Genomic DNA, 22,881 nt, shown 5'->3' with positions numbered 1-22,881 from the left:
AGCGGGCGGTTTTTTTATTTTGCGGGAAAAGGCGAGGGGATGTAAGATATAGGAAACAAGGAAAGGGTGAGAAGGCCATTTTCATCTATATCGTGCTGATTGCGGTCGGTCTATTGATGCTGCTCGCACCGGGGGCCATATGGACCGTTAAGGAAAGCTGGAAATCCAACGACGGAACGGAGCCGTCGGATTTGTATCTGCTGTCCACAAGGCTCGGCGGTGGGGTTTTGTTGCTGGTCGGAATAGCTTGTATCGTGGTTAGCTGGCTTTAAGCGAGAACATGCGCAGCATTTAAAGGGGTAAGAGAAATTGATCAAAAAGTGGAACGGCACGTTGTTCGGCACCCTCTGGTTGACCGTAATATTGAGTTTTCTTCACGGAGCGGGTGGAGGGCTGCTTTTTCTAAGCGCTTATAAGTACTCTGAGATATTGGAAAATTCAGGTCTCGTCGTGGCTGTCCTGACCATTTTGTACGCGCTTCCGGTTCTTGCATGGTTCAGGACGAAGTACTGGGCCGCATTGGCTTTTCTCCTTCTGCTGAGCCCGCTCGGCTCCTTGCTGTTTTTTTTCATCGGAGGCCTATTGTTTCCGGTCGCGGAAGGCGACTTAGGAGCCGGAATACTTTGGTTCATTACGACGGGGATCAATCTTGTGAGTGTTGTGCTCGGCACGCTCTTGGGCGGTTTGACCAACCTGATGCTGCACAGCAGGCGAATGCTGAATTCTTAATCGTTTCTATAAAAAAGGAGGACCCACCCATGCCGATCCAGGCGGTTCTTTTCGATTTCGACGGTACGCTGGCGGACACGCTGCCGCTTTCATTCGACGCTTTCCGCTGCGTTTTTGAAACGTACGAAAACGAGACGCTGTCCGACGAGCAGATTACGGCCAAATTCGGACCGACCGAGGATGACATCATCCGGCGGAATGTATCGGACACATCCAAAGCCGAAGCGGCCATAGCGGATTACTATGCTTTCTATGAAAACCATTTTCATGAAAGAGTGAGCATGCCCCGGGACATTGTACATATGCTGGAGAATTTAAAAGAGCAAGGGGTCCGGATGGTCATCATAACGGGCAAAAGCAGAAGAGCCCTCGATGTAAGCTTGAACAAGCTGGGCATTGAGAAATATTTCTGCTTCTCCGTATCCGGCGATGAGGTGGAGCGGCCGAAACCCGATCCCGAGGGAATTTTTAAAGCGCTGAAGCTGCTTGGGTTGTCCAAAGAAGAAGCGATCTTCGTCGGAGACAGCAGCGCGGATATTACAGCCGGAAAGTCGGCCGGATTGAGGACGATTGGAGCTCACTGGTTCGAGACCGTCCAGACTGCACGATTTGATCCCGAACCGGACCGTGTATTAAAGAGCGTCCGGGATCTGACTGAGCTGGTAAGAGAATCACGTGCAGCGATAGAACGCTAAGAACAAACGAAGGGAACGAACCATCATGACATTCCAAAAGGCATTGGAAGCTTACATAGCCGCTACGAATACACACGACTTCAATGAAGTCGAAAAACTTCTTCATCCGCAGGCCGTCTACTGGTTTACGGACAAGAGCTGCACAACACCGGAGCAGATCCGGACGTATTTTGAGAACACGTGGAATCTCATCCGGGATGAGCTGTATTCGGTCCGGGATGTGCAGTGGATTGCGGAGAGTCCGCAGTCGGCCGCATGCATTTACACGTACTGCTGGGAAGGATACCACGAAGGGAAGTTCGTTTCGGGCAGCGGGCGCGGGACGAATGTGTTCGTCAAGGATGCTGCGGGCAAGTGGAAGCTTGTGCATGAGCATTTGAGCGGGAGCGTTCAGTAGGGGGAGGGATCGAGGATGGGGTTATTCGAGGTGAACCGTGTCACAAGTGACAGCGAAAAATTAGTCGGGATAGTTCGGTAACCCGACTCTGATATCACGGCAAAAATCCATCCTGTATATGGTTTTATGGTGGATATTTTCTCTGTGCTGCGCCTGCGGCAGAAAAATATTAGGCGATATAGTGGCTATCATTTATAGCTTAGAATGCGCTTGAAGGAAGGAATCGCTATCAATGATCATCGCTGTCGATGTGTATTATGAGGAAAATCAAGCGAAATCAGTGGGGGTTATTTTTCGAAATTGGGAAGATTCTAAACCACACGAAGTCATCATGTCTTATACGGAAAACCCTCACGAATACGAAACAGGTTTTTTCTATAAACGAGAGCTCCCTTGCATACAGGAACTGTTGAAACTTACGGATATAAACCAAATACATACCATTGTTGTGGATGGCTATGTGTACTTAAACAATGAGAAAAAGCCCGGGCTCGGACATTATGTTTACACAGATTTTTCAGGAAAAATTCCAGTGATCGGTGTTGCGAAAAGTGCCTTTCACGACAACGAAGCTTTAGTCAAAAAGATTTACCGAGGCAACAGCTCCAAGCCTTTGTATATAACCTCTATCGGCATGGAGCTAGCAGTCGCTGCCGAGAACATACAGAATATGTACGGAGAATACCGATTTCCGCATCTGCTGAAATTGCTGGATAAGCAAACGAAGGAAGCCCGGCTATAATCAACAGGGGGAATTCAATATGTTGTTTTGGAAGAAAGAAACGCAACTTGATCGAATAAAAAACAAACTCGAAAAGGCCATGCGCAAAGATACGGCTTTTTCGGTGTTTGGAGCATCCTCACACAAATACAGGGTTTATGAAAAGCTTACCGTAAAAGAGCTTGCGGACTGGCAAGCAAAGAATCAGGTTACACTCCCGGAGCCTTATACCCAGTTTTTAACGAAAGTCGGAAATGGAGGCGCCGGGCCATATTACGGGATTTATTCGATTGAAAAGGCAACTTCTTATACCGATAGCGGACTCACTAAAAAATGCGTTCTACACCCCGGAATGACAAAAGAGGAATGGAACCGTTTGACCGAGCCCCTGATCAATGATGAGGACATCTCCGACCTGGAATACGACGCCGCCCGTGAGAGGGTGTTGGGCGGCATGTTGTGTATTGGCACACAAGGTTGCGAATATGATATGTATCTCGTACTTGAAGGAAAACACAGGGGGAAAATCGTTTACACTTCGGATTTTTATCTTGATCGTCCCTTTTTCTTTGTCTATGAAGACAACTTTCTGGACTGGTATGAGCGCTGGCTGGACGAAATCATTCTGGATTATGATATCGCGTGGTTTAGCAGCAGAATGCCGGGCGATGAAAGTGCATTGATACAGGTTTATCAAAACGCCCCAAACGAAGAAATCAAATCAAAAGCGCTTGATGGAATGTTTAAGTTTAAGAAAATCTCTCGGCCAACCATTGATTTTTTAGAAAGCGTCGCTGAGCAAAGACAAAATGATCGCATCACAGCCATTCAGTTAATCTGCAAAACCTCTGTTGACGCGGGAAGAGGCTATCTTCTGGAACTGTTGCATTCGGATAGAAATGAGGACTAATACACGCTTTACAGATTCTGAACTGGTATGGTAAATCTGTTGATTTATCGGAATTTATAAAAGTGATCGTGCAAAGTCTCGACAGAGTACACGACCCGGAAACGTTACGTCATGTAGGGTATGTATTGGAATCTTCCGACGCGATTACACTCCAAAACTTTGCGCCCTTTTTGTGCCACACCGACTCGAATATACAAACTGCCGCAATCTATGCCACACGCAGTTGCAATGACAAATCGGAAAGTTGGGAGATCATTCAACAGATGTTCATGGGTGGCGGCAAGGAGGTTGTGAAAACCACTATTCAATATTGGGGCATGATCCCACATGAGAAGTTGCTGCCTTATTATAAGGCTGCATGGCCGGAATATAAAAGCAATAATAATGACGATATCATGTGAAACAGGACGATTCTCCGGTAATGCTGGTGGATCGTTTTGTGTTATAGCCGAAGATAAAACAAGCCTCATCGGTTTGCAATCAGGGTGAATTCACGTAATCGGATTTCAAACCCTTGAACTCTTCAATGAGCGCCGACGCAGCATCCCGCCTATTCAATACGAGAGCCAAATGGCATGAAAGGTTGACACACACAGCCGGCCGGCAGTTGTCATGGGGAGTAAAAAAACGTCATTGACACGACACCGAACGGTGTCCTATAATAAAAATGACACCAAATGGTGTCTCATTGAGAACCAGTCATTAACAAGGTATGGAACCTGAATAAGTTTCACTTAAAATAAGAATGAGGAGGACATAATATGGGCACAATCATCCATTTGGAGAGGCTGCCTTCGGTACCCTCCTGTTTTAAGAAATCAAAAAGATAAGAGGAGAGATTTAAATGTCGTATATCGTTGATTTTAAAGATGTGTCCACGGTTGGTTTGGAGTCTTCGCCTGTTGCAGAAGCGCTTGCCGGTTTGCGTGCTAACGAAGCCCGTTATTTTATGAACAAATATAAGCATGAATTTACGGTCGTACCCGCTAGCGAAAGTCAGGAGAACCTTGATTATGTGAACCGCATTTTGAAAGAAGAACGTGATCTTGCGTTTGCGGCCAAACCTTTGGAAACGTCGCATTTTCAAGTGGAAAATATCCGATTTACCTACGTCTTTTATGAGGACGGGCTTGCGCTCAATGTCATGTATACGGTTGATGACCCTAAGAAGCGGGCCGTTGGTTTTAAGCTTTCCGAGGGGATGGAGGTGCCGCAGGAGCTGGAAGGGAAGTTTAGGTTTGCCAGGCAGAAGTCCAAACTAGCCGGAACGATTCGGGGTTCGTTTTTTGTAATTAAGGGAGAATATTGAGGTAAGCAGAAATGTAAGGGAGAAATCGTTGTCCGAATACAACAAGACTTACAGGCTCCTGATCGAAAAAATATTGGAACGTGTCCACGGGTTCGAGACTGAGCCGGACTCCCGTTCCATTCATAGGAAAAGCGGCGGCCTTCCTCTTCGGAAGGCCGCCGCTTTTTTTATTTGAAGAGGAGGGGCAGGGCCGGCTGGGTTCGTTGTGCGGGTCGGGGGACTCTTACCTCCTTTCTGAGATCATTCTATGCGAGATTGATAGAAAGATGGCGGCGGCCGCCTGAATCTATGAAAAAAGAGTTAATCGATCCGATGCAAAAAAAGTTCTTTTATGTTCACTATGGTTATGATACACTTAAAACGAACTTAAATGAACATAAACGTACCTTATAGGAGGTTACCCCATATGGAAATCCGTCACACGACAAACCCGGCTGACTTTAAAACTTTTACGACCGAACGCATGAGAAAAGATTTTTTGATCGAAAATTTGTTTCAGGAAGAGCGCATTTCGATGGTCTACACCCATTATGACCGCATGGTCATCGGAGGCGCGGTTCCCGTCAAGGAAACGCTTGAACTTGAAGCGGCCGACACGCTGAAAACGGAGTACTTCCTGGAGCGCCGCGAGGTTGGATTCCTGAACATCGGCGGAGACGCCGTTATTACGGCGGACGGAGAGAGCTTCGAGCTGGGCCGTCTGGATGCGCTGTACGTGGGCAAAGGGAACAAGAAAGTGACGATCGCAAGCAAGGATTCATCGAATCCGGCCCGCGTTTATTTCTGTTCGGCGCTGGCTCACGCGGAAATCCCGTCGAGAAAAATTTCGATCAAGGAAGCGAATCCGAACCACCTCGGCTCTCTGGAAACGTCCAACGAGCGGATTCTGAACCAGTACATTCATGCCGACGGCATTCAAAGCTGCCAGCTGATGATGGGCGTCACTCAGCTCAAAACGGGAAGTGTATGGAATACGATGCCGGCTCATATCCACGACCGCAGAATGGAAGCTTACCTGTACTTCGATCTGAAGGAAGACGCGCGCGTATTCCATATGATGGGCGAGCCTTCGGAAACGCGTCACCTCGTGGTCTCCAATGAACAGGGCGTCATTTCGCCGAGCTGGTCCATCCATTCCGGAGCGGGAACCAGCAACTATTCGTTCATCTGGGCTATGGCCGGCGAAAATTATACCTTTAAAGATATGGATATGGTGGCTATGAACGAGTTAAAGTAGAAGCATGAACCTGTTTGACAGGCAAGGAGGAATTATTCATGCTGGCTGCCGAACGCCATCGTACCATTCTGGAAGAACTGGAAAGCCGGAAAAGCGTCAAAGTTTCCGAGCTTAGCGATAAATTTCAGGTCACGGAAAAGACGATCCGCGAGGATCTCGAGAAGCTGGAGGAGAAAGGTCTTCTGAAGCGGACCCACGGGGGAGCGGTCCCTTTGCCCGACGAAGAGAGCCTGCTGCCGCAGATTCCGAATATCAAGCATGTCCGCGAAAAATCCGCCATCGCCGAATACGCGCTGACTTTTATCGAACCGCACGACATCATTGCGCTCGACGCCGGGAGCACGACGCTGGAAATCGCCCGCAAGGTGAAGAACATGCCGCTTACCGTTCTGACCAACGATCTGCTCATTATCCGCGAGCTCACGGCCAAGGACCAGATCCGGCTTGTCGTGCCGGGCGGGTACCGGCATCATAACCTGCTCGTCGGCACCGATCCGGATTGGGTGAAGAAGCTCAACGTGCACAAGCTGTTTCTGTCCGCCACCGGCATTCATCCGGACTACGGGCTGACCATTTTCACGGAGGAGCTGACAAGGCTCAAGCGCGTCTACATGGAATGCGCCAAAACGATTTACTGCGTCGCCGACCACAAAAAGTTCGGCAAAGGGGCCTTGATCACGTTTGCCGGGCTTGACGAGATCGACTACTTGATCACCGACAGCGGCATCGGTTCCGAGACGCTGAGCAAATACGGGGAAGCCGTCAACATTTTGCAGGCCCCCCTCTAATAACCGTTAGGCTAAGGAAGGTGTACGCAATGAATTTATTTGATTTGTCCGGCAAAAAAGCCGTCGTAACCGGGGCGGGCCGCGGACTGGGCGCCGCTATCGCGATCGGTCTGGCCGAGGCGGGAGCGGACGTGGCGCTTGTGACGAACCGGACTCCCGCGGACGACGTCAAGGCACGGGTCGAGAGCTTCGGCCGCCGCGCGGTCACCATCCAGGCGGATGTCTCCGACCGCAGCCTGCTGCCCGGCGTAATCGGCCAGGCTCTCGAAGGCCTGGGCGGGCTCGACATCCTGGTCAACAATGCGGGCATCATCCGGCGCAAGCCGGCCGCCGAGCATGACTACCAGGATTGGCAGGATGTGCTGGACGTGAACCTGAACTCCGTGTTCACGCTCTGCCAGCTTGCCGGCCGCCATATGATCGCGCAGGGCTCCGGCAAGATCATCAACGTGGCCTCCATGCTGTCGTTCCAGGGAGGCATCAACGTGCCCGGCTACACGTCCAGCAAGCATGCCGTAGCCGGCCTGACCAAAGCTTTGGCGAACGAGTGGGCCTCCAAGGGCATCCAAGTCAACGCCATTGCGCCGGGCTACATGAGCACGGACAACACCGAAGCGCTGCGCGACGATCCGGTCCGCAGCAAGCAGATTCTCGAGCGCATTCCGGCTGCGCGCTGGGGCACGTCCGAGGATCTGACCGGACCGGCGGTGCTGCTCGCCTCCCGTGCCTCGGATTACATGAACGGACACGTTCTGTGCGTCGACGGGGGCTGGATGGTCCGCTAGCCCGTCCCACCCCGCTTTTTCCGCTTCATCGGGACAGGGCCGAACTCTCCTCCCGCATAAAGCCAAGCCCTTCCGGGTTACAATGAGAACATCCTTCTCGTTTAACCAGGCAAGGGCTTTTTGCGTTGGACAGATAAGTGGGATGGAAAAAGGGACTCAAAAAAGACTGATGAAGTTTATAAGAATATGATTGACTAGAAACCATTTAAATCCTATAATATTTCGTATGCAAAATATTTGGAGGCGAATAGTAAAGAAGGGAAGGAATCAGTATTGGAGGAACAGGATCGCATTCACCGGATATTTCAATCCTACCGTGAGGTCAATCAGGCCTTTTTCCAAGTCTTGATGAAGGCGGCCCAACTGTACGGCCTGACGCCGGTCCAACTGCTTACTCTGAAAAATCTGAAGGAACATCCTAACATCGGATTGGGAGAACTGAGCGAGTATATTTTGCTGGGGACCAGCACGACGAGCGGGATTGTGGACCGTCTGGTCAAAGCGGGCCTCGTTTCCCGGGAGCGTTCGGAGACAGACCGCCGGTCCGTTACGCTCAAGCTGACGGAGAAAGGGCTGGAACAGTGGAACCTGGTCGAACGGGAGCACATGGACCGATTGTATATTCTCGCTTCGGTATCCGAAGAGGATCAGCGGCAGCTGGAGCGTATCAATACACAAATCTTAGAGATTTTACAGAAAGTGAGAGATGAAGAAACCCATGAGTACAGAAGCACCCAAATTTAAGCGGGGGCCCATTGTGGCCTCCCTGCTGATCGGAGCGTTCGTCGCCCTGCTCAGCCAAACCTTCCTCAACGTCGCCCTGCCGGGCATGATGAAGGATCTCCACGTAGGAGAGAACACTATCCAGTGGCTGTCTAACGGCTATATGCTGGTCAGCGGCGTTCTCGTCCCGATCAGCGCCTTTCTGATCGAACGATTCACGACGCGGAAGCTGTTTATCGCAGCGGTCGGATTGTTTACGCTGGGCACGATCATAAGCGGATTCGCCCCGGGGTTCGAGCTGCTGCTGACCGGCCGTCTTGTCCAGGCGGCAGGCGCAGGCGTGCTTATGCCGCTGATGTCGATCGTCTTCCTGACGATCTTCCCCGTAGAGGAACGCGGCAAAGCGATGGGCATGATGGGCGTCGCCATGATTTTCGCTCCGGCGATCGGCCCCACGCTGTCCGGCTGGATTATGGAGCATTATAGCTGGCGCGCCCTGTTTTACATCATTATCCCGCTTTCCCTATTCGCTCTGATTTTTGGAGCCGTATCGCTTAAAAACGTGACGCGCACGTCCAAACCTCGCCTTGACGTTCTAGGCGTTATTCTTTCGACCCTCGGTTTCGGGGGACTCTTGTACGGCTTCAGCGACGCGGGTAAAGACGGATGGGACAGCACGGTTGTCGTGACCTGCCTGGCTGTCGGAGCCGTTTCGCTCATCCTGTTCATCTGGCGCGAGCTGGTGACCGAGAAGCCGATTCTGGAATTCCGTGTGTTCAAATTCAACATGTATTCCCTCACGACCGTCATTAACGTCATTGTGACGATGGCCATGTTCTCCGGGATGATTCTTCTCCCGCTTTATCTGCAAAATATCCGCGGATTTACGCCTTTCGAATCCGGTCTTCTGCTTCTTCCGGGCGCGATCCTGATGGGGATCATGTCCCCGATTACCGGTATTATTTTCGATAAAGTCGGAGCCCGCTGGCTTTCCGTCACAGGTCTGCTGATCACGGCCGTGACGACTTACGAATTCAGCAAGCTTACCGCGGATACGACGTACACGACGCTCATTCTGCTCTACACGATCCGCAGCTTCGGGATGTCGATGCTGATGATGCCGATCCAGACCGCAGGGATGAATCAGCTTCCCCAGCGTTTGAACGCGCACGGTTCGGCCATGTCGCAGACGCTCCGGAACGTGGCCGGCGCCATCGGCACCGCCCTGCTCGTGTCCCTGATGACCAATGCGGCCAAGTCCCATGGAGCGGAGCTCGTCGCCGCGGGCGGCATCAATCCCGCCGATAAGGTCAAAATGGCGGAAATTGCCCAGCAGTCCGCGATCTACGGCATCAACCATTCCTTCGTCGTGGCGACATGGATGACGGTGGCCGCTCTCGTCATGGCCTTCTTTATCCGTAAAGTGAAGCCGCACGTCGAGATCAAGCACGAGAGTGTCGTGATCGAAAACAAAGACTCCGAAGCCGTCACGGTTTCGGCGAAATAAGATAAAACGAACATCGTCCCGAACGCAGTCCCCGCGGCTGCTTCCGGATGATTTTTTTTGCTTTGGAACGGCATGCTCCAAGAAGGAATCTTCCGGAGAGTTGTCGAATTTTGGAACCATGCAGGCTTTGCAGAGAGAGGGGACTTTTAAATGAAATGCAGCATTTGTCAATGGGTTAAAATCGTCGATATGAACAACGAAGCGCTGACGGAGCAGCTTTTTGTACACGGAGAGATCGAAGGGGCGGCACTGACGGTAGGCGCTTCGGTCGTTACACATTCGCTCGGCCTCAAGAAATTCGAAGTCGTTTACGACAAGAGAGAAGGCATCGAATCGGCCCGCTTTAAAGTGGTCGACATCGAAGTCGACATGCTCCAGCACCCGTTTACGACCCGTGCCTACCTTGAGCCGCAAGTGCTCATTATCGGCCAGCACGACGTGGGTGAGGCGGAGTAATCCGCGAGGTCCGCGGGAGACGCGAAAGGATGGCGGAAGGCGCATCCCGATTGGATTCTTAACGAATAATCCGCTATCATGGGGAGAGACGACTTTGCCCTACAAAGGAGAATGGAGACATGATGCGTTTATTCATGATGCTGGGAAGCATCAATATGTTTTTGGCGGTGGCGCTGGGCGCTTTCGGCGCTCATATGCTGAAAACGAAAATCAGTGCGGATATGCTTGCCGTCTACCAGACCGGCGTGCAGTATCATATGATTCATGCGGTCGGTCTTATCGCGATCGGACTCGCCGCGGATCGTCTGGCGCAGAATCAAACCCTGGTCAATGCCTCGGGCTGGGCAATACTGATCGGAATTATTTTATTTTCCGGGAGCCTCTACGTGCTTAGCTTGTCCGGAATTAAAGTGTTAGGGGCCATTACGCCGTTTGGCGGAGTTGCTTTCCTGGCAGGCTGGGTTATGCTGGCGATTGCCGCAATGAAATAAGAGCCGGACTTATCCGGCTCTTTTCTTTTTTGTAAGGGACTTAAATAATAGCAGGAAAATTTACCTAGTGCGTAGAAGTTGTTACCATTTGCACGTTTGCCTGTCGATTAGGTGTTTGACGAAAGACGACAATGTCGAAAGAGGGCGGATCAGCAGGATAATCTTCCTGTCCCAGTCAGCAACCCCAAAATCCTTTTGGTTGAAAGGAATACCGGATGTATAAGTCATTCAGTCCAGATGAGGATAACGAATCGGGCTTTATCGCACCCGCTATGATTCCCGTGTTTGCCTACGCGTTCAAAGAGGCCTTGATCGGGATGACGGTGGTGAATCAGCAGGGAGATATTCTTGAAGTGAATGAAATGCTCTGCCGGATGCTGGGATATACGCGTCAAGAGCTTCTCGGAATGAACAAGGACGATATCGTTTACGCGGCGGTCGGCACGGAGGACTGGGTGAGCCGGTGGAAGGAACTGGCCGAAACCCAAAGGCTGCAGATGGAGAAAAGGTTCCGGCATAAAGACGGGCACTGGGTCTGGGCGATGCTGAACGTGGCTCTTCTCCCGGTTACGGACGATTCCTATGTCTATTATGTGCAGCTGCAGGACCTGACGGGCCGCAAAGCCATGGAAGAAAAGCTGGAGCGGAGCCGTCAGGAGCTTGGGCCCCTTTTCGAGTATAATCCGGACATCGTCTGCATAGTGGATATGCAGGGACACATTGTCAGTATTAATTCCACCATGAGGCAGGTCACGGGGTATGAGACGGGCGAATTGGCGGGGCATCACTGCCAGAGGTTCATTTACCCGGAAGACCTGGAGACGGCGGCGGAGCTCTTCGAGGCTGCGAAAAGCGGCAGAACCCGGACGGGCGAATTCAATGTCTCGCGCAAGGACGGAAGCTGGATCACCGTGGAGGTCAACACGCTTCCGATTCAGGTAGGCAGCCGCGTGGAAGGGATTTATGCGATAGCCAAAGACGTAACGAGGCGCAGGGAAACGGAAGAACGGATGAGAACGTCCGAGAAGCTGTCGGCCGTAGGGCAGCTTGCGGCGGGTGTCGCCCATGAAATCCGGAATCCGCTGACAGCTCTGAAAGGCTTTACCCAGTTTCTGCAGTCCGGGGCAGAGGGAAAGCAGGAATACTATGAAATCATGATGTCCGAGCTTAACCGGATCGATCTCATCCTTTCGGAACTGCTTATGCTAGCCAAGCCCAAAGCGTCCGAATTCGCCTGGTTAAACCCGGAGCTTGTGATCCGGCATGTTCTTGCGCTCCTTGAAGCGCAGGCTATTCTCAAGAACGTCGAATTCTTGACGAACGTGGACGGCAGTCTCTCCGGCATGATGGGGGCCGAGAATCAGCTGAAGCAGTTGTTCGTGAATTTATTGAAAAATGCGATCGAGGCCATGCCGGACGGAGGAATTATCACGATCCGGCTGCAGGAGCAGGCGGACAAGCGGATTTGTTTCGCCATTGCGGATCAGGGAAACGGGATCCCGGAGGATTTGATCGACAAGATCGGCGTGCCGTTCTATACGACCAAAGATCAGGGCAGCGGGCTGGGCATGATGGTCAGCCGCAAAATTGTGGAGGAGCACAAAGGCACCCTTCAGATTGAAAGCGTCATGGGTGAAGGGACGACCGTTTACGTTCGGCTGCCCATAAACAGAGAAAGCGGCGAAATGGAGGGAAAACGGAAATGATACCGGTTCTCTTAGGCGGGTATGCAGCAGTTATCGTGATCGGAAGTGCGCTGCTGAGAGCCTATGCAGTCTGGATCTGCCTAGGGGCCTCAGCCGTACTGGCGGGGGCGCTGTATATCCTTAACAAGCGCGGCAACCCCGCTGCTTCCGGGCAGGAAGGACTTACGGCATTGGACAATAAGCCGGTGGATCCGCCAATTGCGGATGAGTCCTCCCGATTGCTGAACACTTTATTCGATTACAGCCCGAACGCGATCAGCGTAACGGATGAGCACGGCAAATTAACCCGGGTAAGCCGGACCATGGAACGGCTCCTCGGAACGACGAACGAGCAGCTGATCGGCAATTCTTTCGGAGCTTACGTATCCGACGAGCACCAGGATAAGCTCAAGCAGCGCTACGGAGAACTGCGCACAGGGACGCCGCAGCTGTTCGATATCCCGGTGCTCCACCGGAGCGGGTACCGGATCGACTTGTCGGCTACGGGCGTGCCGCTCGAGACGGAGGGGACAAGCCGGCGGTTCCTGTTCATGTTCCAGGATATCACGGAACGGCGGAGAGCCGACGAGCAGTTCCGGCACATGGCCTACTACGACGATATGACGGGCCTTCCGAACCGTCGGCTGTTCAAGGAACAGCTTACGGAGGCGCTGCTTCTGGCGGAAAGCCATCATCAGCGGGTAGCGGTCATGTACGTGGACATCGACGGCTTCAAGCTGTTTAACGACTGCTTCGGTTACGACTACGGGGACATGCTGCTGCTTCAGGTGGCGGAGCGGTTCACCCGCTGCATCTCGGATAACGACTTCATCGCCAGAACGGAAGGCGACGAATTCGCCTTTTTCTACACGGGCATTCAAGGGCGGGAACAGGCGCTGCAGCTCGCCTCCCGGCTGCTGTCCGTGCTTGAGGAGCCTTTCATGCTGGAGCAGTATGAGCTGCACGTTACGGCAAGTATAGGCATCTCGCTGCTCTCGCGCGAACGCGAGGACGCGGATACGCTGATGAAGCATGCGAATATGGCCGTCACCCGGGCCAAGGAGAACGGAAAAAGCGACATCCAGATTTTCAACTCCGAAATGAGGTCCGTCTCTCTTCAGAAACTTCAATTGGAAAACGACCTCAGACGGGCCATTACAAACAACGAATTCGTGCTGCATTATCAGCCGCAGGTCGAGATCGAAAGCGGTCAAATCGTAGGGATGGAGGCGCTCATCCGCTGGAACCACCCCCAGAAAGGCTTTATTCCGCCGGGAGATTTCATCCCGTTTGCGGAGCAGTCGGGACTTATCGTGCCGATCTCGGAGTGGGTGCTGCATGAGGCGTGCCAGCAGAACCAAACCTGGCAGGATGCCGGCCTTCCGAAAGTTCCGGTATCCGTGAACTTGTCTTCCCGGCAGTTTCTCCAGCATAATCTGAAGGCGAAAGTCGATCAGGTGCTGCAGCATACGGGGCTGGCTCCCCGGTTTCTGGAGCTGGAGATTACCGAGAGCATGACCATGGATGTGGAGCATGCCATCGCTTCGCTTCTGGAGCTGAAACAGCTCGGTGTCCAGGTGAGCATCGACGATTTCGGCACGGGATACAGCTCCCTGTCGTATTTGAAAAGATTTCCGGTCGACCGGCTGAAAATCGACCGTTCCTTCGTCCGGGACATCATGGAGGACCCGAGCGACGCCGCTATCGTCGCCACGATTATTTCCATGACGCGGCACTTGAACTTGAAAGTGATCGCCGAGGGAGTGGAGACGGAGGAGCAGCTTTCCTTCCTGCACCGCAATCAGTGTCACGAGGTTCAGGGCTACTGGTTCAGCCCGCCTCTGACGGCGGATAAGATGGGCTCCATGCTGCGCCGGATCACCTGCAGCGCCGGAAGGCTCAAGGAAGCCTAGGCCGGGCCGAGACGGTGCGGAGCAGTCGATAAGGCCGCAGGCATGTGGAGGAAACCGTGCCGTAAGACTCGTGTTTGAGAGAAAGCGGCACCGGGATGCAGTTCAGGTGCCCGACGCGACGCCTTTTGACGTCAGTCAACCTTGCCGCCGCATAGAAGAAAGGCCCGAGCGCGTAAGCGCCGGGCCTTTTTTAATGTAAAGACATATTGTCAATCTCGTTGAGCTTAAACAGATAAACTTTCTTTTCATCCACATGGTAGACGGTAACGTTGCCCGATTCTTCATCGAAATTCAGAACCCGGCAGGGAAGACTGAGACGGATGCCGGCCCCTTTTACGACGGAAAGGCGGATCAGGGTGTTGTCCTTGATCATCTTCCGGAGCTTGTCTTCCACCTGAGGCCTATGCTGATTGGAGGCGGATGCAGCGGAAGGTGCGGACGAGCCGGTTTTGGATGCCGGCTGTTTCCCGGATGATGCCGGTGATCCGTCCGATACGTCAGCATGTGAAGAAGCTGCGGTCGAAGATGTGCCGGAGGAAGGCGTATTTAATGCGATCAGCTTGCCGAGCTCAATCCCCTGTTCAATCGTAAAATCTGCGAAATTAGCATTATTCAAGACCTGCAGCAGCTTTTGAAGCGCAAGCCCATTCGTTTCTTCTTCCATCAAAATTTTAACGGTAAACAAATGGCCTTGTTTGGATGTTTGGTTCTTGTTAGTAGTCATAAGACCTCCGTCTCGCTGAATCTGGTCTTTTTACTATAGCATGAAATAGGTCTTTAGATACACCCTGTTTTTCCGGCACCAAAACTTCAACCCGGGCATATACTGCCTATGATTTTGAAGCGAGGAGATGTGTCATCATGATGAATGTGGAACCCGTCGAACTGGATGGAAAAACAGCCATTGCCATAGAAGTAAAGCTGCCCAAAACGACGCTGCTCGTAGTGACGACGGATAAAGGCTATATCATGTGCGGAGCACTTGACGTCGCTCTGCTGAACGAACGGCTGAGCGACCGCCAGATTATCGCCGCCCGTGCCACCGGTGTGAAAACCATCGGCGAGCTGCTCGACGCTCCGCTGGAATCCGTTACGCATACGGCCGAGGAGATGGGGATCTTCGCGGGCATGACCGGCCGTGACGCCGTACTTAAAATGATGTAGGAAACTCGGAAAGCCTCGGGTGCGGGTGCTGCCGCTGCGCAGACGCCCGCACCTTTTTTTATGCGGAAAAACTTGCACGTTATCCTTCATCTAATTGTCCCGATAGATCATTTGAGGTATAATTCCCATGTAATGGAAAATTCTATCTCAAATTCTTTTATTGACCGATGTCCTAATAGATTTATTTCGTGAAAGGAAAACTTACAGGATTCGTTGGTTTTTAGAAAGCGGTGATGGTTTGGGGCCAAAAATAACTTCGATTCGCACACAATTGAAGAGCTATCTAGATCGCCGGCAGATGACGATTAACCAATTTGCGGAAATATCCGGAATCAACTCCGGTACGTTAAGCATTATTTTGCACGGGAACCGGCCGATCGCCATGCAGCAGCTGGATCGAATGACCGCCGGAATGGGGCTTCACGAAGGCCATTTCTATGACGTGTACATTGAAGAATGTTTTTTTCATTCGAACCCGGATTGGCGCAGATTGGGGCCGCTCATACACCGATGTGTTGAGCTGGACAAACTGGACCTCCTCTTGCGCGTGGTACGGCTGATGCTGGAAAATCTCTCGTATCTTCCTTTGTTGTTTGAGACGGCCGAACAATTTCATTCGGAAGGAAGAAGAGAGGCTGCCGTGCTTTTGTATGAGTGCATTGCGGAAAGTGAAAAGTATCAGCATTCCGAAAGACTGGCCCTCTGTCAGTACCGGCTGTTTACCCTTGCCATAGGAGATGATTTAAAAGCTAATTTACGTGCGGCGACCTTATTCGAAAGCTATGTGCCCCGGCTAGACGTATCGGATCAATTGGATGCGCTTAATCAATTGGCTTACGTATTCGGGACTCTGCACGAATGGGAGAAGGTAGATACGCTGGCGACAGAGCTGCACCGCATTGCGGCCATTCAGTACCGGCTTGAGCCGGCTTCGAAATCCGGCAGGGAGACTGGCAAGCGACCCAAACGTCCGCTTTGCTATTACATCCTCCAGGCCCTGCTGATCCGTTCGGTGGTATGTGAGGAACGCGAGCAATTCGATCAGGCGCTGTATTACGTTTCCTTGTACGCGGAACCGGACTGGGTGCGGGAACAATCGGATGAGGAGAAACGTATTGTCGAGCAGTTTAGAGAATGGGCGGTGGCGAACACTTATTTGTACCGCATCATGTCCGGAGACCTCACGGTCCTGCCCGAATACTTCGACTGCATCGCGTCCCGCAAGGACGATATTTTCACGGCGCTCTGCAAAATCGTACAAATAGCCAATCGGTACGGATATGAGATCGACGACATTCTGGACCGCTTTTCTTCTCATCTTCCCTATCAGACCTATCAATCTGAATTTGGCGAATACAACAAGCCCGTGATGAAGGAGCGGTACGCCCAGTTTTTGAGCGATTTGGCGGCCTATCATTTGACTCAAAATCGTAGAAAAGGGATAAAATTTGTACTGTACGGATTGGAATTTTCTGTTAGAATAAATAGTGAGAGAAACATTATTCAATGTATGGCGCTTTTTGAAAGATTTAGGCATTTGGCTGTCGTTGAAGAAAAGAATGAATTTAAACATTTAGTGAATGAGGTGCGATTAGGATGAAAAGAAAACTATCTGTTTTGCTCGTGTTGTCGAGTGTGGCAATTGCCGTTTTGGCTCCAAGCACGGGATTTTCAGCTCAACCGCAGACGCAAGTACATAAGATCGTACAATTGGGGCATGGCTGGGGAAATTAACCCGGCAGCTGAAGAGGGTAGCGGCAGAAAGGGCATTCCCGGGTAATCCGGGGATGTCTTTTTTTATTCGGGAGAGAAGGCGTCTAAGCGTAATGTCATTCAAGCGATATCCTATAATTTAACAGAAGGATGTAAAATATGACAAGAACAGAGGTAAAGGACAGGTTTTACATATTACCTTTTAGGAGAGTATGAGGATGGACGAAATTCATCAGCATATTGAAGAAATTCGCAGAGAAATGATGCGGCTGGCAGGGGAATATGGATTTTCCGATTCCAGGGTTCTAACTAAATCTCAGGAATTAGACCGTGTTTTGAATACCTATCAGCGGGAGAAATGTAAGCTCAAGGAGCAGAAGTACCCGGCTGTTATTCATCTAAGCCTCTCTTCTATAACCGGTCCCGCCGAATTCATAAATTAGGAGAATACCCGTATGCCTACTTCGATCATTCAATTGTTCAATTCCGAACAGCTCATCATTGTCATGTTTTTGATGTGGGTGCTCATAAGCGCCATGTTTATGGTATTCCATCTGGACGGTAAAAAAAGCAAGCGGACACGTGATGGAGTCGACCCGAAGCGAGAAGAACTGCCTGAACACGAGCATCGCAGCAATGAACGAGGGCGGCTTTAACGGCCGGAAAACCGATCAAAAGCGGCTCGGATAACTAAGAGCCTTCTTGTGCGCTTCGATCTTGTTCGAGCGCTTATTTGCGTTAGCTCGCAGCTTGCCGAGAATGCTTAAACCCTCGCAGGAAAGTGTTAAAAAAAGGGAAGGCGGGCATCGAAGTTCACCCGGCGCAGCTTGGGGGAAAAGTCAGCCAAGCGGAGCCGGAACGCGCATCTGTGATTGCCGATTACACGCGCTTTTCAACTCGAAAAAGCGGTTACCGCTGCGCGAAAGACGCGCGGGTAACCGCTGCTTGCAAAGTGCCGATATGCCGCTTTCGTTTACGGAGTCAACTTCGGCAGCGTCGGAATGGTCTGGCTGCAGTCTCCTGCCAGAGGCAGGTTGCGGCACACATACTGGCCTGCGCTGTTCTCGGTGGCGCCGTCCGAAGGGGCCGGCTGATGAACGCGCTGCTTCCACAGCTGCCAGAGCATGAAGCCGTCAAACGACTTGCCTTTGTTTTTGACGTATTTGACAAGTGTCTCCACGTTGTAGTAAGCGGAGGCGACGTTGTTCTGGCCGTTCAGCATCTCGGCGTCGTAGACGGTTCCCGGTGCGGCATTCAGCTTCAGCACGGCACCGCCGGAGCCTTCGGGCGCAATCTGCAGGCCCATGTTGATCGTCCCGCCGTAGATGGCGCGGTACGATTCGTAGCCTTCGCGCGGATCGTAGTAGACCCCGCCGTCGTAGGACATGAGGTTGATCATGTCGATTTTGCTGCCATGATCTTTCACGATGCGGTACATCGTGCCGCCGAACGGCGAGCCGTACTGGACTTTGCCTTCTTCGAACGGCGTGCCTTTCACGTAGTAGGCTCCCGTGGACCAGCCGGCGATGGAGATTTTCAGCTTCGCGCCCCGTGCCTTGATTTCATTGTACAGGCTGTTGATGATGCCGGCGATTTCGGCGTCTTTGGAACAGCTGAACGATTCGGCTGCGGCTTTGTTGCAGTTGCTGCCGCTCGACTCCCAGTCGATATCCACGCCGGAAGCGCCGAGATCCAGCGCGAGGTCGACGACATGCGGCGCGTTGAAATTCGCCCACTGGCTGCCTTGGCTGTAAGACCAGCCGCCCACGGAGAGCCACGTATCCGTTCCGCGCGCATCCAGCGCGGCGATGCTGCTGCGCAGATCCTGGGACTGCTGCGGCGTAAACTTCAGCTGGCCGCGGCCCGTAGTGGCGCCCTCGACAAACTCAAAGCCCGCTACTTCCTGGTCGAAGGCGTAGGACCCTTTCACATACTTCGTGTCGGGTCTGGCGAAGGACAGGTTGATGTCCGTGATGTAATTCGGGATATTTTCCAGCTTCAAGTCGTAGATGCTGGTGTTCCAGGTACTGGCGTAGGCCACGTACCTGCGGTCCGGGGAGGGCGTGGTTCCGCCTGCCGGTGTCGTCACGCTGACCGGAGCGCTTGCGGCCGAAACGTTGCCGGCCGCGTCCTTGGCCTTCACGGTAAAGCTGTAGGCCGTCGAGGCGGTAAGGCCGGTGACGAGGGCTGTCGTTCCCGTCACGCTGGCGGCAAGAGCCGTTCCCTGATAGACGTCGTAGCCCGACACGCCGATGTTGTCCGTCGAGGCTGCCCATGACAGGGAGACGCTGGTGCTCGTGGTGGCGGTTGCCTTCAGCCCGGAAGGAACGGATGGCGCCTGCGTGTCCGTCGTTCCGCCGCCGGTGGAGCCGCAGTCGCTCACATACTTCCAGGCGCCCCAAGTGTTCGCCGTGTTGGGCTGTTCTCCCTGCGTCCACCATTTGGCTTCGAAGGTTTTGCCGGAGTAGGAGACTCTTTTGCCGGCCGTGTAGGCGGTTGTAGAGTTCCACGCGGGGTCCTGGCATGCCGCCGCAGCCGTACCGGCCGCACTAGCCTGGCTGGAAGCCAGAGCAGGCACTACGCCGAGGCCAAGCGTGAAGGCGAGGGCAAGGTGAATCATTTTTTTTCGGGGAGTGGCGTAAGAGTTCATCAATCGGTACGCTCCTTTTTAATTGAGATAAGTGCGGGTTCTGCCGGTAAGCGGGTTGAGCATGCCTCCTTTCCGAACGGGCGAGGGTTCTGAAGCATCGTATACAGACGCAAACCCTCCTGGAATGTAAACGGTTGCAATTCGCAATTTCATTATCCCATGGCGGCCTGTCCCGATTAAGGATAAAAACCTATTATGGAGGGGGGAATTTAGACAAAGTCTTTTTAGTGGTAAAATATTCCTTGTATAATGACGGATTAAGGCGGGGGTTAGCGGTGAAGTTTGCGCCGGTATGCGGGCCGCTTTCATGCGGATTTTCGGAGAGAGGAGCGGATAGATTGACTAAAGGGAAAATAATTTACCGGATGACGGAGCTTCTGCTTCTCGCCGGTTTGTTCTATTTGATAAGAGGATATTTGAGCGTTTACCTGGTGCGGTCCGTGGGCCTGACGGATTGGCAGGCTGCTCGGGTTGTATGGATCATTCTGCTCGTGTGTTTGCTCGTTTGCGCGGCCATCGTCATCCTACAGGAACTGCAGACTTATCTCAAAAAAAGGGGGATGTTTTAACCGATCAGCTTTCAGGGGAAAAAAGGATGATCAAAGGTGTTTTGTTTGACCTGGATAATACGCTGCTGGACCGGACCCGGACTTTCACTGATTTTTCGGAAAAACTTATGGACAGCTATTTCGGTCAACAAGAAGCCAGACAAGCGCATTTTACAGTTGGCGCTGGACAGGCTGGGGCTGCGGCTGATGAAGCGGTTTTCGTCGGAGATCATCCACGCAATGATATCTGGGGTGCGGGCCAGGCGGGCATCCGCGGGATCTGGCTGCAGAGGATCGGATGACAGTCTAAAGGAGGCTCCCCTGCACAGTATTTGCACAGTATTGTGAGCTTGGCAGAGTCGGGGCCCCTTCTTTTTGCATAAAAAACCCCCCGGAGCTGCCGAAGCAGACCGGAGGTTGCGGATGCGCTTAAGGCAGGAAGCTGCCTCTCGCGCTGACGTAAAGCGAATACCACTCTTCGCGGGTCATGAGTTCCGCCTGGCGCTCGGCGTCCCGGCAGGCGGCGATGCGCTCCGCGTTGGCCGTGCCGATAACCGGCTGGATCATGGCCGGATGCCGCATGAGCCAGCCGAGTACGATAGACTCGCGCGTGGTCTCTTTCTCATCCGCAAGCTTGCCGACGAGCTCCGCCGTCTTGCGGATGTGCTCCGGCTCCGATTCTCCGAGGTTGCCGGAGAATTTTCCCTGGGCCAGCGGGCCCCATGCCTGGATCTGGATGTTCTCCATCCGGCAGTATTCCAGCAGCCCCTCGGAGAAGTTGACCGAAGTGCCGGCCTTCTGGTTCACGTGAACCCCCTGGTCGAGCCAGTCGTGGCGCGCCAGACTCATCTCGAGCTGGTTGACGGCGAGCTGATCGGGCAGCGCACGCTGAAGGAAGCGGATTTGGGCGGCGCTCATGTTGGATACTCCGAAATAGCGGACTTTTCCGGCGGCTTTAAGACGGCCGAACGCTTCCGCGACTTCTTCCGGCTCCATCAGCGGATCGGGTCTGTGCAGCAGGAGGACGTCGAGATAGTCGGTGCCCAGACGGCGGAGAATTCCGTCGACGGCTTCGCCGATATAGGCTTTGGAGAAGTCGTAACGTCCGGGAACGTCCCCTTCCGCGAAGCGGATGCCGCATTTGGACTGGATCACCATCTCCTCGCGCAGGCCCGGCTTGTTTTTGAGAATACGGCCGAAAGTTTCTTCCGCTTTTCCTCTTGTATAGATATCGGCATGGTCGAACATGGAGATTCCGATGGAAAGAGCGGCTTCGACGGCTTTCTGCGCCTGCGTTTCATCTTCTTTGGTCACCGGATCGGAATTCCAGCCTCCGCCGAAAGGCATGCATCCCAGTACGAGGCGGCTCGCGTTCAGGCCGCGTTTTTTTAACGGCAGTATGTTCATCATGATTCCTCCTGTTGTTGGCAATATGCGGCAGCAGTATGTACGTTGTTCATTATACCGAATCCGGCGGAGAGTGCCAAAAAAACAAAAAAGGAAGATCCTGCTGCGGATTTAACGGAAGGTTCCTTTCATGCCCCGCGCAGCTCTCCAGCGTATGGAGCGGCGTCGTTGGTGAAGGAGGGCCTTTTTGTATTATACTAATAAAGAGATTAGTTCCTTAAAGGAGGCTGACAAGTATGTTCGTAAGTCTGAATGAATTTCAACAGGAATGGAAGCATGAGGCTTCGTTGACCCAGAAAATTTTAAATACCTTAACGGACGAGTCGCTCGACCAGAGCATCGCTTTAGACCACTTCTCCCTCGGAGAGCTTGGATGGCATCTGTCTCAAGCCATGTACGGCATTTTTTCGGCGGCAGGCTTGAAATTCGAGGGACCGGAGCGGGGAGCGGGAGTTCCCGAGTCCGCCAAGGAAATCGCCGAGGTCTACGAGCGGACAAGCTCGAACCTGCTCCGGGCGGCGGGCGAGCAGTGGACGGACGAGACGCTGAAGCAGGGCATAACGCTGTTCGGCCAGGAAACCACGATGCAAGCCGTCATGCGCATGGTTATTCAGCACCAGGCTCATCACCGGGGCCAAATGACGGTTCTTATGCGCCAAGCGGGCTTGGTTGTGCCGGGCGTTTACGGCCCGAGCAAGGAAGAACGCGAGCAGATCGGCAAATAATCGGCTTGAAGCAAGTTTGAAGCAAGCCCGTAGCAAGCACGGAGCAAGCCCGTAGCAAGCACGGAGCAAGACTCAATAAAGCCCGAAGAAAGCCCTACAAAGCTTTGCCGGGGGCAGCGTACATAGCTTCTATTTGTGAACATCAAGTGAATTTCACTTGGTGTTTTCTTTTTAAAACCGGAACAAACCAAGCATACGTGGAGAAGGTACGGAAGCTTGTCCCGCAGGCTGCCGATTTCTGACCGTCACGAGGGTAGCGACTAGTACTATCCGTTCATTTACACCCGCGTAGCTGCCTTTGCATTCGATGCCACGCTGCACGCCGGGA

The 22,881-nt window shown here is 52.7% G+C and carries 27 protein-coding genes; 24 read left to right on the top strand and 3 right to left on the bottom strand.

What is annotated here, in order from left to right; all coding sequences use genetic code 11:
* Positions 1 to 116 precede the first annotated feature (116 nt).
* From ACI48J_RS20835 to ACI48J_RS20755, 17 genes are all read left to right on the top strand, one after another.
* Positions 117 to 272: a DUF6199 family natural product biosynthesis protein gene (locus tag ACI48J_RS20835; protein WP_405080073.1), complete on the top strand. Its 156-nt coding sequence runs from the start codon at positions 117 to 119 to the stop codon at positions 270 to 272.
* Positions 273 to 309: 37 nt separating this feature from the next.
* Positions 310 to 729 carry a hypothetical protein gene (locus tag ACI48J_RS20830; protein WP_405080072.1) on the top strand — a complete coding sequence of 140 codons (420 nt, stop codon included), beginning with the start codon at positions 310 to 312 and terminating at the stop codon, positions 727 to 729.
* A 29-nt stretch (positions 730 to 758) separates the two neighbouring features.
* Positions 759 to 1,424 (top strand): HAD family hydrolase, encoded by a 666-nt coding sequence (locus ACI48J_RS20825; RefSeq protein WP_326054855.1) that lies wholly within the window; start codon positions 759 to 761, stop codon positions 1,422 to 1,424.
* Positions 1,425 to 1,449: 25 nt separating this feature from the next.
* Positions 1,450 to 1,821, top strand: coding sequence for a YybH family protein (locus tag ACI48J_RS20820; protein ID WP_405080071.1), 372 nt, complete (start codon positions 1,450 to 1,452; stop codon positions 1,819 to 1,821).
* 232 nt (positions 1,822 to 2,053) lie between these two features.
* Positions 2,054 to 2,563: an endonuclease V gene (locus tag ACI48J_RS20815; RefSeq protein ID WP_405080070.1), complete on the top strand. Its 510-nt coding sequence runs from the start codon at positions 2,054 to 2,056 to the stop codon at positions 2,561 to 2,563.
* A 19-nt stretch (positions 2,564 to 2,582) separates the two neighbouring features.
* Positions 2,583 to 3,452 carry an SMI1/KNR4 family protein gene (locus ACI48J_RS20810; protein WP_405080069.1) on the top strand — a complete coding sequence of 290 codons (870 nt, stop codon included), beginning with the start codon at positions 2,583 to 2,585 and terminating at the stop codon, positions 3,450 to 3,452.
* A gap of 62 nt (positions 3,453 to 3,514) precedes the next feature.
* Entirely contained in the window at positions 3,515 to 3,853 is a 339-nt protein-coding gene (locus ACI48J_RS20805; protein ID WP_405080067.1) for a hypothetical protein, read from the top strand.
* A 443-nt stretch (positions 3,854 to 4,296) separates the two neighbouring features.
* Positions 4,297 to 4,761: a phage tail protein gene (locus tag ACI48J_RS20800; protein WP_405080066.1), complete on the top strand. Its 465-nt coding sequence runs from the start codon at positions 4,297 to 4,299 to the stop codon at positions 4,759 to 4,761.
* A gap of 406 nt (positions 4,762 to 5,167) precedes the next feature.
* Positions 5,168 to 5,998: a 5-dehydro-4-deoxy-D-glucuronate isomerase gene (gene kduI / locus ACI48J_RS20795; protein ID WP_326054861.1), complete on the top strand. Its 831-nt coding sequence runs from the start codon at positions 5,168 to 5,170 to the stop codon at positions 5,996 to 5,998.
* 38 nt (positions 5,999 to 6,036) lie between these two features.
* Complete coding sequence (locus ACI48J_RS20790) at positions 6,037 to 6,786, top strand: DeoR/GlpR family DNA-binding transcription regulator (protein ID WP_009677137.1); 750 nt, start codon at positions 6,037 to 6,039, stop codon at positions 6,784 to 6,786.
* Positions 6,787 to 6,815: 29 nt separating this feature from the next.
* Positions 6,816 to 7,571, top strand: coding sequence for a 2-dehydro-3-deoxy-D-gluconate 5-dehydrogenase KduD (kduD, locus tag ACI48J_RS20785; protein WP_405080065.1), 756 nt, complete (start codon positions 6,816 to 6,818; stop codon positions 7,569 to 7,571).
* A 273-nt stretch (positions 7,572 to 7,844) separates the two neighbouring features.
* Positions 7,845 to 8,315 carry a MarR family transcriptional regulator gene (locus ACI48J_RS20780; protein ID WP_326054864.1) on the top strand — a complete coding sequence of 157 codons (471 nt, stop codon included), beginning with the start codon at positions 7,845 to 7,847 and terminating at the stop codon, positions 8,313 to 8,315.
* Positions 8,290 to 9,801 (top strand): DHA2 family efflux MFS transporter permease subunit, encoded by a 1,512-nt coding sequence (locus tag ACI48J_RS20775; RefSeq protein WP_405080064.1) that lies wholly within the window; start codon positions 8,290 to 8,292, stop codon positions 9,799 to 9,801. The genes ACI48J_RS20780 and ACI48J_RS20775 overlap by 26 nt, the downstream gene beginning before the upstream one ends.
* Before the next feature lie 150 nt (positions 9,802 to 9,951).
* On the top strand, positions 9,952 to 10,257 hold the full coding sequence (locus tag ACI48J_RS20770; RefSeq protein WP_326054868.1) for a hypothetical protein: 306 nt from the start codon (positions 9,952 to 9,954) through the stop codon (positions 10,255 to 10,257).
* 122 nt (positions 10,258 to 10,379) lie between these two features.
* Positions 10,380 to 10,748, top strand: a complete 369-nt coding sequence (locus ACI48J_RS20765) for a DUF423 domain-containing protein (protein ID WP_326054904.1) — start codon at positions 10,380 to 10,382, stop codon at positions 10,746 to 10,748.
* 215 nt (positions 10,749 to 10,963) lie between these two features.
* On the top strand, positions 10,964 to 12,454 hold the full coding sequence (locus tag ACI48J_RS20760; protein ID WP_405080063.1) for a PAS domain S-box protein: 1,491 nt from the start codon (positions 10,964 to 10,966) through the stop codon (positions 12,452 to 12,454).
* On the top strand, positions 12,451 to 14,346 hold the full coding sequence (locus ACI48J_RS20755) for a putative bifunctional diguanylate cyclase/phosphodiesterase (protein ID WP_405080062.1): 1,896 nt from the start codon (positions 12,451 to 12,453) through the stop codon (positions 14,344 to 14,346). The genes ACI48J_RS20760 and ACI48J_RS20755 overlap by 4 nt, the downstream gene beginning before the upstream one ends.
* A 190-nt stretch (positions 14,347 to 14,536) precedes the next feature.
* Here the strand turns inward: ACI48J_RS20755 and ACI48J_RS20750 are convergent, their stop codons facing one another.
* Positions 14,537 to 15,070 (bottom strand): hypothetical protein, encoded by a 534-nt coding sequence (locus ACI48J_RS20750; RefSeq protein WP_405080061.1) that lies wholly within the window; start codon positions 15,068 to 15,070, stop codon positions 14,537 to 14,539.
* Positions 15,071 to 15,207: 137 nt separating this feature from the next.
* Between ACI48J_RS20750 and ACI48J_RS20745 the strand changes: the two genes are divergently transcribed.
* The 4 genes from ACI48J_RS20745 to ACI48J_RS20730 all read left to right on the top strand — a co-directional run bounded on the left by ACI48J_RS20745 (position 15,208) and on the right by ACI48J_RS20730 (position 17,879).
* A complete protein-coding gene (locus tag ACI48J_RS20745; protein WP_326054875.1) occupies positions 15,208 to 15,510 on the top strand; it encodes a DUF1805 domain-containing protein in 303 nt (100 codons plus the stop codon).
* A 298-nt stretch (positions 15,511 to 15,808) separates the two neighbouring features.
* The gene (locus ACI48J_RS20740) at positions 15,809 to 17,110 is read left to right on the top strand and encodes a transcriptional regulator (RefSeq protein WP_405080060.1); all 1,302 of its coding nucleotides are present in this window, start codon (positions 15,809 to 15,811) and stop codon (positions 17,108 to 17,110) included.
* 331 nt (positions 17,111 to 17,441) lie between these two features.
* Positions 17,442 to 17,666: a Spo0E family sporulation regulatory protein-aspartic acid phosphatase gene (locus ACI48J_RS20735; protein WP_405080059.1), complete on the top strand. Its 225-nt coding sequence runs from the start codon at positions 17,442 to 17,444 to the stop codon at positions 17,664 to 17,666.
* 12 nt (positions 17,667 to 17,678) lie between these two features.
* Positions 17,679 to 17,879, top strand: coding sequence for a hypothetical protein (locus ACI48J_RS20730; protein WP_405080058.1), 201 nt, complete (start codon positions 17,679 to 17,681; stop codon positions 17,877 to 17,879).
* Positions 17,880 to 18,196: 317 nt separating this feature from the next.
* On the opposite strand, the gene ACI48J_RS20725 is transcribed toward ACI48J_RS20730, so the two are convergent.
* Entirely contained in the window at positions 18,197 to 19,873 is a 1,677-nt protein-coding gene (locus tag ACI48J_RS20725; RefSeq protein WP_405083265.1) for a fibronectin type III domain-containing protein, read from the bottom strand.
* Between the two features lie 338 nt (positions 19,874 to 20,211).
* On the opposite strand from ACI48J_RS20725, the gene ACI48J_RS20720 reads away from it, so the two are divergent.
* The gene (locus ACI48J_RS20720; protein ID WP_405080057.1) at positions 20,212 to 20,442 is read left to right on the top strand and encodes a hypothetical protein; all 231 of its coding nucleotides are present in this window, start codon (positions 20,212 to 20,214) and stop codon (positions 20,440 to 20,442) included.
* 26 nt (positions 20,443 to 20,468) lie between these two features.
* On the top strand, positions 20,469 to 20,723 hold the full coding sequence (locus ACI48J_RS20715; protein ID WP_405080056.1) for an HAD hydrolase-like protein: 255 nt from the start codon (positions 20,469 to 20,471) through the stop codon (positions 20,721 to 20,723).
* Between the two features lie 127 nt (positions 20,724 to 20,850).
* Here ACI48J_RS20715 and ACI48J_RS20710 read toward each other — a convergent pair whose 3' ends face one another.
* Complete coding sequence (locus ACI48J_RS20710; protein WP_405083264.1) at positions 20,851 to 21,828, bottom strand: aldo/keto reductase family oxidoreductase; 978 nt, start codon at positions 21,826 to 21,828, stop codon at positions 20,851 to 20,853.
* A 236-nt stretch (positions 21,829 to 22,064) separates the two neighbouring features.
* On the opposite strand from ACI48J_RS20710, the gene ACI48J_RS20705 reads away from it, so the two are divergent.
* Complete coding sequence (locus ACI48J_RS20705) at positions 22,065 to 22,553, top strand: DinB family protein (RefSeq protein WP_326054887.1); 489 nt, start codon at positions 22,065 to 22,067, stop codon at positions 22,551 to 22,553.
* Positions 22,554 to 22,881 lie beyond the last annotated feature (328 nt).

It is taken from the genome of Paenibacillus chitinolyticus (genome assembly GCF_045038035.1).
Taxonomy (GTDB): domain Bacteria; phylum Bacillota; class Bacilli; order Paenibacillales; family NBRC-103111; genus Paenibacillus_F; species Paenibacillus_F chitinolyticus_A.
The sequence above is the reverse complement of the archived record's forward strand: the minus strand, read 5'-3'. Positions and strand labels throughout refer to the sequence as shown.

Coding starts and splice junctions, on each gene's coding strand:
- ACI48J_RS20835 (WP_405080073.1), top strand. CDS start 117: ATGCTGCTCGCACCGGGGGCCATATGGACCGTTAAGGAAAGCTGGAAA.
- ACI48J_RS20825 (WP_326054855.1), top strand. CDS start 759: ATGCCGATCCAGGCGGTTCTTTTCGATTTCGACGGTACGCTGGCGGAC.
- ACI48J_RS20820 (WP_405080071.1), top strand. CDS start 1,450: ATGACATTCCAAAAGGCATTGGAAGCTTACATAGCCGCTACGAATACA.
- ACI48J_RS20815 (WP_405080070.1), top strand. CDS start 2,054: ATGATCATCGCTGTCGATGTGTATTATGAGGAAAATCAAGCGAAATCA.
- ACI48J_RS20810 (WP_405080069.1), top strand. CDS start 2,583: ATGTTGTTTTGGAAGAAAGAAACGCAACTTGATCGAATAAAAAACAAA.
- ACI48J_RS20800 (WP_405080066.1), top strand. CDS start 4,297: ATGTCGTATATCGTTGATTTTAAAGATGTGTCCACGGTTGGTTTGGAG.
- kduI (WP_326054861.1), top strand. CDS start 5,168: ATGGAAATCCGTCACACGACAAACCCGGCTGACTTTAAAACTTTTACG.
- ACI48J_RS20790 (WP_009677137.1), top strand. CDS start 6,037: ATGCTGGCTGCCGAACGCCATCGTACCATTCTGGAAGAACTGGAAAGC.
- kduD (WP_405080065.1), top strand. CDS start 6,816: ATGAATTTATTTGATTTGTCCGGCAAAAAAGCCGTCGTAACCGGGGCG.
- ACI48J_RS20775 (WP_405080064.1), top strand. CDS start 8,290: ATGAGTACAGAAGCACCCAAATTTAAGCGGGGGCCCATTGTGGCCTCC.
- ACI48J_RS20770 (WP_326054868.1), top strand. CDS start 9,952: ATGAAATGCAGCATTTGTCAATGGGTTAAAATCGTCGATATGAACAAC.
- ACI48J_RS20765 (WP_326054904.1), top strand. CDS start 10,380: ATGCGTTTATTCATGATGCTGGGAAGCATCAATATGTTTTTGGCGGTG.
- ACI48J_RS20760 (WP_405080063.1), top strand. CDS start 10,964: ATGTATAAGTCATTCAGTCCAGATGAGGATAACGAATCGGGCTTTATC.
- ACI48J_RS20755 (WP_405080062.1), top strand. CDS start 12,451: ATGATACCGGTTCTCTTAGGCGGGTATGCAGCAGTTATCGTGATCGGA.
- ACI48J_RS20750 (WP_405080061.1), bottom strand. CDS start 15,070: ATGACTACTAACAAGAACCAAACATCCAAACAAGGCCATTTGTTTACC.
- ACI48J_RS20745 (WP_326054875.1), top strand. CDS start 15,208: ATGATGAATGTGGAACCCGTCGAACTGGATGGAAAAACAGCCATTGCC.
- ACI48J_RS20740 (WP_405080060.1), top strand. CDS start 15,809: ATGACGATTAACCAATTTGCGGAAATATCCGGAATCAACTCCGGTACG.
- ACI48J_RS20735 (WP_405080059.1), top strand. CDS start 17,442: ATGGACGAAATTCATCAGCATATTGAAGAAATTCGCAGAGAAATGATG.
- ACI48J_RS20730 (WP_405080058.1), top strand. CDS start 17,679: ATGCCTACTTCGATCATTCAATTGTTCAATTCCGAACAGCTCATCATT.
- ACI48J_RS20725 (WP_405083265.1), bottom strand. CDS start 19,873: ATGAACTCTTACGCCACTCCCCGAAAAAAAATGATTCACCTTGCCCTC.
- ACI48J_RS20715 (WP_405080056.1), top strand. CDS start 20,469: ATGATCAAAGGTGTTTTGTTTGACCTGGATAATACGCTGCTGGACCGG.
- ACI48J_RS20710 (WP_405083264.1), bottom strand. CDS start 21,828: ATGAACATACTGCCGTTAAAAAAACGCGGCCTGAACGCGAGCCGCCTC.
- ACI48J_RS20705 (WP_326054887.1), top strand. CDS start 22,065: ATGTTCGTAAGTCTGAATGAATTTCAACAGGAATGGAAGCATGAGGCT.